This is a genomic window from Bacillus sp. 05T21, from assembly GCF_056396785.1.
Genome location: NZ_JBFTMD010000035.1, coordinates 24,905 through 35,198 on the forward strand (window position 1 = coordinate 24,905; position 10,294 = coordinate 35,198).

Annotated in this window: 11 protein-coding genes; 9 read left to right on the top strand and 2 right to left on the bottom strand. The window is 32.1% G+C overall.

The window, feature by feature from the left end; genetic code table 11:
- Positions 1-195: 195 nt before the first annotated feature.
- Positions 196-417 (bottom strand): helix-turn-helix domain-containing protein, encoded by a 222-nt coding sequence (locus AC1DKZ_RS29630; protein ID WP_002187438.1) that lies wholly within the window; start codon positions 415-417, stop codon positions 196-198.
- 288 nt (positions 418-705) lie between these two features.
- Between AC1DKZ_RS29630 and AC1DKZ_RS29635 the strand changes: the two genes are divergently transcribed.
- The 8 genes from AC1DKZ_RS29635 (at position 706) to AC1DKZ_RS29670 (ending at position 8,408) form a co-directional block, all read left to right on the top strand.
- Positions 706-978 (top strand): hypothetical protein, encoded by a 273-nt coding sequence (locus AC1DKZ_RS29635; RefSeq protein WP_476997674.1) that lies wholly within the window; start codon positions 706-708, stop codon positions 976-978.
- 15 nt (positions 979-993) lie between these two features.
- On the top strand, positions 994-2,160 hold the full coding sequence (locus tag AC1DKZ_RS29640; protein WP_476997675.1) for an FtsK/SpoIIIE domain-containing protein: 1,167 nt from the start codon (positions 994-996) through the stop codon (positions 2,158-2,160).
- Positions 2,161-2,182: 22 nt separating this feature from the next.
- Positions 2,183-2,758, top strand: a complete 576-nt coding sequence (locus tag AC1DKZ_RS29645; protein WP_070178880.1) for a replication-relaxation family protein — start codon at positions 2,183-2,185, stop codon at positions 2,756-2,758.
- Positions 2,759-3,062: 304 nt separating this feature from the next.
- Positions 3,063-3,419 (top strand): YxeA family protein, encoded by a 357-nt coding sequence (locus AC1DKZ_RS29650; protein ID WP_000760453.1) that lies wholly within the window; start codon positions 3,063-3,065, stop codon positions 3,417-3,419.
- 426 nt (positions 3,420-3,845) lie between these two features.
- The gene (locus AC1DKZ_RS29655; protein WP_098376810.1) at positions 3,846-4,493 is read left to right on the top strand and encodes a lysozyme family protein; all 648 of its coding nucleotides are present in this window, start codon (positions 3,846-3,848) and stop codon (positions 4,491-4,493) included.
- Positions 4,494-4,801: 308 nt separating this feature from the next.
- The gene (locus tag AC1DKZ_RS29660) at positions 4,802-5,308 is read left to right on the top strand and encodes a GNAT family N-acetyltransferase (protein ID WP_098883792.1); all 507 of its coding nucleotides are present in this window, start codon (positions 4,802-4,804) and stop codon (positions 5,306-5,308) included.
- 244 nt (positions 5,309-5,552) lie between these two features.
- Positions 5,553-6,485: a transglycosylase SLT domain-containing protein gene (locus AC1DKZ_RS29665; protein WP_476997676.1), complete on the top strand. Its 933-nt coding sequence runs from the start codon at positions 5,553-5,555 to the stop codon at positions 6,483-6,485.
- A gap of 1,719 nt (positions 6,486-8,204) precedes the next feature.
- Positions 8,205-8,408, top strand: coding sequence for a hypothetical protein (locus AC1DKZ_RS29670; RefSeq protein ID WP_476997677.1), 204 nt, complete (start codon positions 8,205-8,207; stop codon positions 8,406-8,408).
- A gap of 481 nt (positions 8,409-8,889) precedes the next feature.
- On the opposite strand, the gene AC1DKZ_RS29675 is transcribed toward AC1DKZ_RS29670, so the two are convergent.
- Positions 8,890-9,249, bottom strand: coding sequence for a hypothetical protein (locus tag AC1DKZ_RS29675; RefSeq protein ID WP_476997678.1), 360 nt, complete (start codon positions 9,247-9,249; stop codon positions 8,890-8,892).
- A 529-nt stretch (positions 9,250-9,778) separates the two neighbouring features.
- Here AC1DKZ_RS29675 and AC1DKZ_RS29680 point away from each other — a divergent pair.
- Positions 9,779-10,294: IS6 family transposase (locus AC1DKZ_RS29680; protein WP_476997679.1), on the top strand; the 516-nt coding region annotated here is incomplete at its 3' end.

A 10,294-nucleotide genomic window follows, 5' to 3' on the forward strand; every position in this document is an offset into this window, starting at 1 on the left:
ATAGAAAGCGTATTTCTATCGTGTATTTTACTTGTGTATTAATATTATTGCTATTAACGATATATCTTTTGTTTGTCACTTTTTATACACGTTTTTTGGAATTTTAGTACTTTTATATAAGCTAACACGGTCCAAAAATCAAAAAGAATGATGAATTCCTCAAAAAATAATCAGCTCGATTTATCGAGCTGATTATTACATCCAGAAATCTTCAAAGTCTATGCTGTAACCTTTTCTTTTTAAGGCCCTAATTAGTTTTTGACCATTCCCTAATGAAGGCTTGAATGTATTTGAACGAGAAATACGACTAATTGTATTTTGATTTACTCCACTCCATTCCTTTAACTCGGTTTGAGTAATATTATTTTTTCTTAAAAATTTACCAAACTTTGATAATGGTTTCCCCAAGCCAAACATTGTGAACACTCCTATTCTTAAATCCTCTATTAATCACATCTTTACCAAAGCATGATTTTTTTAAACAAAAGTGTTAATAATGTACAAGCCCCACGCAATATGATGTATCAAGGTAGCCACTATGGTATCTAGCAAATTTATTACCAAAGTAGATACCAAATCAACTAGCCTTTGAACTAGCAAAGTATCTAACACGTTAACAGTCAAGATAATGCTATCAAGGTAATAAGTGTATAAACCCTATATTTTACCTAGTTTGTTCATTTTGTTTATAGAGGGGGCATTTAAATGCGTGGTAGGAAAGAAAAAAAAATACGTAAATACAATTCATTAAGTCCTTTCGCATTCCTTCATATGTCGGATCAGGTACTCAATACTTACATTGCATTAGGAGTAATGGGTACGGTTTTAATTGGGACAGTCATGTTAGAAAAATACCTGGTACGAAATGACCATATATTTGCTGCGAAATTTGTGAGTGAAAGTATTTATTACGGTATGCGAATTGGTGGAGTTTGCTTGATTGGATATGTATTTGTTCGCATCGTAATCATGTTTTAGGGAGGAATACATTATATGAGGATTCTAAAGGAGTGGCTTCGTACGAAAAGGTTAAGGAATCAGCTTATGGAGGTGTTTGGAAAAGCAGGTTTATATACGGAACATCAAACACGCGGGGGAAAAGTGCCTATTTATCCAAAGGTACATAATATTTCTTCTTCAAAAGAAAGCGTGAGATATGTATTTACCATACCAAACGGATTAGATCCACAGAAGATTGAAAAGAAGTGGTTTTGTTTCCAACAAATATTAGGACGAAATATTACGATTGAAGGTAATGTGAAAAAATTTGTCCTACATGTATTTCGTTCAAATGCTGGACTAAAATTGTACAATTATTGTTATAAAGAATGGAAGCCACTATTAAAAGATTACCGTTTACCTATTGTGGTCGGCAGGGACCAATACGGAAAAATGATTGCGTACGACATGATTGGTTCCAATTCACCGCACTTATTAATCGCAGGAGAAACGGGAAGTGGGAAAAGTAGTATGGTACGTGTTGTACTATCCACACTCATTCAATATATGTCTCCTAATACGTTGCATTTGTATCTTGGTGATTTAAAAAACTCTGAATTTCATTTTTTACGTAGAGTGAAGCATGTAAAAGAAGTTTGTATGGAAGAAATCGAAATGAAAATAATGCTTCAAAAGTTATGGAAGGAAATTAGGGAACGAAGAAAACTTATGGAAGAATATGAAGTTGATCATATTGATGCGTACAACAAATTAAATCCTAATTATCAAAAACCATATATTCTACTTGCTATTGATGAAGTGGCTATGCTTAAAGATGAAAAAGAGTGTATGTCTACGATTGAAAAGATTTCAGCAGTCGGGCGATCACTTGGAGTTTTTCTTTTGCTTAGTATGCAGAGGCCAGATGCCAAGGTGTTAGATGGTAAGTTAAAACTTAATATGACTGTAAGAATGGGCTTTAAATGTGATAGTGTAATTAATAGTAATATTATGGGTACTCCTGGTTCAGAGCATTTAGAGCAATCAGGCCAAATGATTTTAAAACGAAATGGATTAAAGAAAGTGCAAGCTCCTTATTTAGAATTAAGTAAGGCGAAACAAATTGTTGAACCATATCGGATGTCTAAAGAGGAGAAAATACTCCAGAATTCATCGCAAGAAGAAATTCCGTTATTTGGGGTGTTAGATGATGAAGAGTAGAGATAAAGGAATTTTGAATGATTTGAAGCGATTTAGATGCATGTCCCGTGACGATATTATTGACTTGCATTTTCAAGGCTTAAAGAATGCGGTAACTTGTTGTAATACGGTTATGAAACGATTAAGAAGAGACGGCTATGTTGATGCTAACGTATTGCAGCACCCATACATTTATTTTCCGCAGCCAAGTTCTATCAGAAAGACAAGTCAAAAAATTCCTCATTTCCTTGGTATTGTGCACGTATACAAACAACTCGTTCATTATGAAAATCCTAAACTATTCAAAGTTGAACCAAAGTATGGGAAAGAATATATGGAGCCGGATGCTTTTACTATATGGCGTAGATCACCATTCTTTATTGAAGTTCAAAAGTCAGTGTACAGTAAAAAAATAATGCAAGATAAGATAAACAGATACGAGTTATACTTCCATAGCCAAGAATGGCACAATGAATCCTGGCAACCGAAAGGTTCTAAATTCTTTCCTTCAATCCTTATAATTACTGACAAACATTACGACGTTCAATCTCATCATTTACGTATATTTCAGGCGAATTCTATAGAAAGTTTTATGAATAATTTAGCTGTGAAATCATAAAGAAAGCCTGCATAGTGCAGAGCTTTTTTTCTTTCAATAAAGTATTAAGTCATGTGTGATGATTGTTAAAAGGCAATAAATGCGAAGAGTGAATTTGAAGCAAGTTATGAAATAGTAAAAAAAATAAAAAAAGTAATTGTTTAAATAATTTTTAATGGTTAAGCGAATATCTCATTTATAAACATTGATATAGGTAATTTTGTTATCTTTCGAAAATGTAATGTTGACGTAATGTTTTTGAATTTCTCTTCAAACGAACACAGATTAAGATTACAGTATCATAGAAATCAATGAGGTGAACAATATGAAAAAATATATGGCACTTTTAAGCCTTTTAGTTGTATTTGCAAGTTTACTAGTTGGATGTGATATCAATCGTATGGGTAAAGATGAATATTACGTTCAAATTACAATGGATGGAAAAGAGGGAGTTTCAAAATCTATGGATGGTAAAGTGATGGGAAAGGAGTATGAATATACATTATCGGGTTTTGATAAGGAAGGTAAAGAAAAAGAGTTAGAATTTATGGCACAAAAGAATCTTCGTAAAGAAGCATTCCTACGTGTATATCACTCAGAGAAAAAAGGTGTAACAGCTTGGGAGGAAGTGCAGGAAGACGAGCTCCCAAAGAAAGCAAAAGAAAAACTAGGTGTGAAATAATCAGTTATTTGTGATGGTGGATTTTCCTACGTGGAGGGTTCGCCGTTTTTTATTATATGTTATGTTTTAGTTTTTTATATAAAGCATATTGCAAAGATAGGGTAAATCTTCTGGAATGATATCTCCAAAGTTAATAACTTGTACGATAACCCCTCAATTATCATTAAATCCATTCATATCAACAAGTTGTCCCACATATCACTTTGTACCAATATCTTTTAAAGTACGCTAAAAAATGCCCTTTATCTTATCTTTATCTTATCTTTATCTTATCTTTACCTTATCTTTAAATTTTTATATTAAACTTAAAACCTTAAAGTATTGATGTTTGAGTCTAAAAAAGTGCGGGAGATAGATGTTCATTACATAGTTTGTAAATAACCAATTATCTTTGGAAAATTGAATTTCTTATACGAGGAGTAATATATGAAGGATATAAGTAAAAACCAAATTATAAAAGTGTTCCTTATTAGTATTTTAGGTTTAGGAACAATACTTGGAATGCTATATTTTAATCATAAAACCAATATTCAACAAAATAAAGCGCTAGCCACAGAAAAACGTGTATTGCAATATGAGTCTACCTTGAAAAAAGAATTAGAAAAATATAATTTAGGAGAAAAAACAGCAGTTTTATTAGGAATTATGTATCAAGAGAGTAGAGGTGAGGGAAACGATCCTATGCAGTCTTCTGAATCACTTGGATTAAAGCCAAATGAAATTCAAGAGACAAGCTTGAGCATTGAACAAGGGGTAAAGCACTTTGCTAAAATGTACAAATATGGAACGGACAAGGATGTTAGCATGGAGACAATTATTCAAAGCTATAATATGGGACCAGGGTATATTGATTTTATTGCCAGTCAAGAAGTTAAACAACACTCGGAAGATTCGGCTAAAAAGTTTTCTAAGATGAAAGTTGATCAAAATCCAGCGTTGTACACTTGTGGTGGAAATAAAAATAATTTTAGGTATCCATATTGTTATGGTGATTTCACATATACCACAAAGGTAAATGAAAAAACAAAACTTATTGAAGAGCTTCTTCAAAATGCACATAACTCTTCTAAATAAGTTGCAGAATGAAATATAATGATACCGTCAGTTTTTAATAAGAATATCTAATAAAAAAACTAGTTTTTTTATTAATTCACATAATTTCCAAAATTAAAATCTATGGATGTTAATATTTGTTATATAATGTATTTGTCAAAGTATTACCCCTGTAGTTTCTATGATGAATCTGTAAGATAGTTTGTTTGCCCCGTATATTCATCTTAAACTCAAAAGAACTTGTAGAGATTCCTACAGGTTCTTTTTGTTTTAAGGGTTATATGTGGATTTAAAATATAATTACAATTTTTTGAGAGGGGAAAAAGTACATGTTTGTAAAAGCAGAAAGGTTAGTAATACGAAAATTTGAGTTCAAAGATTGGCAAGCTGTCCATGAGTATACATCAGATATCAATGTTATGAAATACATACCTGAAGGGGTTTTTACTGAAGAAGATACAAGGAACTTTGTGAATGAAAACATTGGTAAAAATGCTAAGAACTTTCCTGTGGTATTAATAGATGAAGATATCCTGATTGGTCATATAGTATTTCATAAATGTTTTGGTGAGCATACCTATGAGATTGGTTGGGTGTTCAATCCAAAATACTTCAATAAAGGATATGCTTCTGAAGCAGCACAAGCTACATTAAAATATGGCTTTAAGGAAATGAAATTACATAGGATTATAGCTACATGTCAGCCACAAAATATCCCATCATATCGAGTGATGGAGAAGATTGGAATGAGAAGAGAAGGCTATTTCAGAAAGTGTATACCACATGGGAATGAATGGTGGGATGAATATTATTACGCTATTTTAGAAGAAGAGTAGTGTCTCAGAACGCATTATTTAAAGTGAAACTCCTATCCCTAAATAGGCAAGTTGACTAACGTTAGTAGGATTCTTGCTACCAAAGGCGAAGTCCATTTCTGCTATCGCTGACGTGCAAGACCGTGGTGTCCCATTACCACTCTCGTGATTGACCTTATGGGTTCTTAAAATATAGAATATTAGAAATATATTATGATAAAATGTGTATAACTATAAATTATTAAATAGATTGGAGAATACTAGAATGAAAGTGCAATTACTAAGAATAGGGATATTGGCTTGCTTCATGATATTTTGTTGGTCCTATGAAGATGTCTCTGCTGCATCTATGTGTGAGCCATATGGTGAAATTAAGCCGAACCAAAATCCCTCTCGTCAGCACATAAATTGCCTACTAACGAACGCAGCATTAAAAGAAAATGTTCCTCCTGAGGTTGTAAAAGCAGTAGCTACACAAGAAAGTGGATGGAAACAATTTGATGGAAACGGCCAGCCAATCATAGCGCAAGATGGTGGAATTGGGATTATGCAAATTACCAATCAACCTCAGTTCGATCAACAAAAGTTAAAATATGATATTAATTATAATATTGAAGCAGGTGTTAAAGTTCTTCGTAGTATGTATCAGCGAACAGATCTTCCTAAGGTAAAGGCTGCTGGACCAGAAGTAATCGAAAACTGGTACTTCTCTGTTATGGCTTATAATGGAACAAAGCCTGCAAACAGTCCTTTGTATAAAGCTACCGGTCAAAAAAATTTAAATGCTTACCAAGAAAAAGTGTTTTCTATTCTAGAACAATACAGTTTTTTAAATGATACAAAATTGGGGCAGTTTCCTTTCAGTACAGCTGATTTCGAATATGATCCTAACACGAGTAAAAATATTGTATTTAAAAAGAAGGAGTACATACTAACAAATCCATATTCTTCTATCTATCACCTAAAAGCAGGTGATCAAGTACTTGTAACAAGAGATGGAGTAAATTTAAGATCTAAACCTACTTCCGCTTCAAGTGGGAAACCGTTAAGTAAAAATACGAACTTGATTATTCAAGGAAACGCTGCATATGATGAATCTGTAGATAGTAGCAATCAGTTTGTATGGTATCCAGTTAAAACTGCAGATCAAAAACTAGTAGGTTATATTTCTTCTGCATATATTATGAAAAAAGTATAATTTAAGATTAAACGATGAAGATAATCACTGATAAAGATATGGTAGTGATGAGAACAGTTGAACCGAATATAGTTATGGGTTCTGGTACAAAAAAATTATTAAACTTGGACATACCGATACTGCTACTCTACAAAGGCTTGTAATTGGTATGGAAACAAAAAAGTTGTTCAAGTGGAAGCATTTTGATCCTAACTGTATTTTGTAAACAGTGAAATGATACAAGCGGTACAATTTGAATCTTCGTAAAGAAGCACTCCTACGTGTATACGGAAAAAGGTGCAACAGTTTGGGGAGGAAGTGAAGAGAGACGAGCTCCCAACGAAAGCAAAAGAAAAAATAGATATGAAATAATTAGTTACTTGTGATGGCGGATTCTCTTACATGGCCGTTTTTTTTATTTACAATGAGAAATGCATGCTAGGGTGAATATTGGGGTGAATTGAAATGTCTGACTGGTCAATACTGCGAACGTATTAATGATTGATTTGTATAAGTACCTTTACATACCAGGTTAACGAAATTTTGTTTATTTGTTTTCACTAGGGGTGCATCTCGGGGGAAGAAGAAAGTGTGCTATTGTCCATGAAAAATATTGAGGGAATATTGAGGAAACGTTGAGAATGTTGCAATGCTATTAATCGTTGGGGAGTTAATTATGCCTTGTGATTTTATATTTATAAAAAAATAAAATAAGAAAGAGAACAGTTGCGTAGACTGTTCTCTTAAGGAGCGGAAGTGCTGAACATTTTCAATGACAATGATTCAAGCATTCCGTTAATAGTATGTGTATATATTTGCAGTTCATACAAGAAGGTAGCTGAAAAATAGCTACCTTGCCTCAGGGAGAATTCAAGAAAATCAGAGATTCATTATGGATACAGATTGGCTGTTACCAATCTATTCGTATTATTGGAAAGGATTCCATAAATTATTCATAAGTTAAAATCTCACTTCATTATAGGTTCATTGGCTTGCAAAGTAAAAAGAGCACTTTTGTAAAGTGCTCTTTTTAAGATGTGCATTAGGACTTGAAAGAGGCACCAATGACAATTTAAAAGGAGATATCTCTATACAACATATGGAGGTGCAATGGAAAGGTGACGATAAAAAGAAAAAGAGCAGTTAGAATAAACTAACTGCTCAGCTCCAGGGGAATTTGGGACTTGGTTATTGATAGTTTTGTCGGAACTTTGGGGTAGTATTTAATAGTAGATGTAAATGATACATTTTTAGAAAAAATCAAAAGGTATACGTAAATTTTGAAGTGTACCAGAAATATTTTTTATACTTTTTGAAAAGGGGATTTTAGTAGCTTAGTTATACTCCCAAAAAGTGTACCTTTTGAAGTGGATGAATTTTACTTTTAGCATTGGATGTTAATTTACACGTGTCTAAAAAACAACACAGTGTCTGAAAACTTTTTTGATGGGGAAGCGGATATACATAGATGAAATACATAGCTAGAAAGGGCTGAGGATTATGAAAAAAGAAAATCGTAAAAAAAATCATTACTGTAGCTTTGAAATAAAGTCGTACTGTTTATAAAAAAGATGCACCGTTTTATCCCTTTGGATTTACTTATCTATGAGGATATTTTTATTAAGAAAAGAAATGAAATATATAAATTGAATATAAAAACGTTTTGATTCTTTAAAAATATTCCATAATTTAGTGTTATTTGTAAATGGGGTATTTTGTTTATACGAAAGGGGTAACTTGATGTTTTTACAAAAATATAAGGGTTTGATTCTAGGTATAGTTGGTGCTGTTATTTTTTCATTATCCGTCAGTTATCTTAAAGATTTAGATTATATATATATGGCGTGTCTTAAGTTGTTTTCTATAACGTTAGTAATTATAGGATGGGGTATTGTCGATGATTCGGATCATTTCTATAAAAAAAAGGAGAATAATAGCGTATAGGTGTTACTATTCCCAAATTTTTTATACGTTTTGTTAATCAGAGAATCATATAGTGAGGTTAATATGTGTAATTTTAATCAAACATTTTTATAAAAACCAATCTTAAATCTACTGGAAAAGAATCTATTTTGATTAATCTTTTTTCAAATTAGATTCTTTTTATATTCCGTAGAGTAAGGGTGGAAGTAGATATTTTTAATCAAACTTTATTTCAAACCAACAGTTACATAAATCCGTCAATTTCCCCTGAGAAATTTTTAAAATTTCTCTATACTCCTTAATTCGATTGCGCATTGGATTTCCACCTTTATTGCAAAAATGTGTTGTAGTTTTATAAAAAAGATTGATCATTTATAATAAAGTTGTAACATTTGCATAAAAGTTATATTACTAATATGTATCACCGTAAAAATTACTTAAATAATTCCAAACAAAAAACTCTGTAAAATTATTACAGAGTTTTATCTCGACTTTTCATTTACTATTTACTTGGTGATAACGTCAAATCTCCAAATTTCTTTTTAATAGCTGGAGTCGTTGCCTTAAATTTATATTCATCACCATCTTTTTTAATTTCAAATACAATTGGCTCTTTCCCATCTTCTTCTAAACTAATTTCATCTTTGTTAATTTTATATGTAAACCCTCTTGTGAAAGCTCCTATCTTGAAAGAAACCGTATTTTTAGCGAATTCTCCTGTATATGATTCGCCATTGGTAGCAACGACATTCCACTTTTTAGATTGCAAATCATCTGATGGATCTTTACCACAAGCACTTAACCCGATAATTGCTATAACTATTAATAAAACATAAATACTTTTTCTTTTTAAATCCTTCATACTTTTTTCTCTCTCCCCCTTTAAATAACAAAAAGGATATGCTTTAGCCCTTTAAAAGCTGAAAGGCATACTCTTTCTATATTTCCCCTAAAATACCTTTCTATGTATATTATTTTACAAGAAATTACAAATATAGTCAAAGATATTCATATATTGTTGTAGTAAGTTTTACAAAAAAATTGGTCAAACTTTTTTATAATATTTGTACACTAATTCACAACAATGAATCTATTTTTGACCAATCTTTTTTCAAAATATGAAGAGTTCTTCTTTAAGAAAAACAACATTTTTAGCATACTTTGAATCAAACTTTATTCAAAACCAACAATTACAAAGGAAATAAGGTTGAGCAAAAAGAAAAAAAGCAATTGGAGGAAAAAAGAGATCGTAATTTTGATCGGGGAATTCGAATTGGTGATATAGTTGTAAGGATTTTAAGGTTCTGGTGCAAAAACTTCAAGGTAATTACAAGTAATCTCTAAAACTTGGACATACTGATACGATTACTCTAAAAAGGTGTGTGATCGGTATGGAAAAGAAAAATTGGTTCAAATGGAAGCACTATCAGCCTGATATTATTTTATTAACGGTAAGATGGTACCTACGGTACAACCTAAGTTTTCGTGATTTGGTGGAAATGATGGAGGAACGGGGTTTATCCATTTCTCATACAACGATTATGCGTTGGGTTCATCAGTATGGTCCTGAATTGGACAAACGGATCCGACGTTACCTCAAACAAATAAATGAATCTTGGAGAGTCGATGAAACATATATCAAAGTAAAAGGTCAATGGATGTACCTGTATCGTGCTGTTGTTTCGAACGGAAACACAATCGATTTTTGCCTAAGCAAAACAAGAGATCATAAGGATGCAAGGCGCTTTTTCAAGAAAGTTTTGCGGTCTTTTCATGTTTCAAAGCCACGTGTGATAACAGTCGATAAGAATCAAGCTTATCCGATAGCAATTGAACAGTTAAAAAAAGAAAACATACTAAGATTAGTAGTGCAGGCCAAGGCATTGGTTCGCACTACTATTTTTTAT

Excerpts from the sequence above, each read along its gene's own strand:
- AC1DKZ_RS29640 (WP_476997675.1), top strand. The coding sequence starts at position 994 with ATGAGGATTCTAAAGGAGTGGCTTCGTACGAAAAGGTTAAGGAATCAG.
- AC1DKZ_RS29670 (WP_476997677.1), top strand. The coding sequence starts at position 8,205 with ATGTTTTTACAAAAATATAAGGGTTTGATTCTAGGTATAGTTGGTGCT.
- AC1DKZ_RS29665 (WP_476997676.1), top strand. The coding sequence starts at position 5,553 with ATGAAAGTGCAATTACTAAGAATAGGGATATTGGCTTGCTTCATGATA.
- AC1DKZ_RS29635 (WP_476997674.1), top strand. The coding sequence starts at position 706 with ATGCGTGGTAGGAAAGAAAAAAAAATACGTAAATACAATTCATTAAGT.
- AC1DKZ_RS29655 (WP_098376810.1), top strand. The coding sequence starts at position 3,846 with ATGAAGGATATAAGTAAAAACCAAATTATAAAAGTGTTCCTTATTAGT.
- AC1DKZ_RS29675 (WP_476997678.1), bottom strand. The coding sequence starts at position 9,249 with ATGAAGGATTTAAAAAGAAAAAGTATTTATGTTTTATTAATAGTTATA.
- AC1DKZ_RS29650 (WP_000760453.1), top strand. The coding sequence starts at position 3,063 with ATGAAAAAATATATGGCACTTTTAAGCCTTTTAGTTGTATTTGCAAGT.
- AC1DKZ_RS29660 (WP_098883792.1), top strand. The coding sequence starts at position 4,802 with ATGTTTGTAAAAGCAGAAAGGTTAGTAATACGAAAATTTGAGTTCAAA.
- AC1DKZ_RS29630 (WP_002187438.1), bottom strand. The coding sequence starts at position 417 with ATGTTTGGCTTGGGGAAACCATTATCAAAGTTTGGTAAATTTTTAAGA.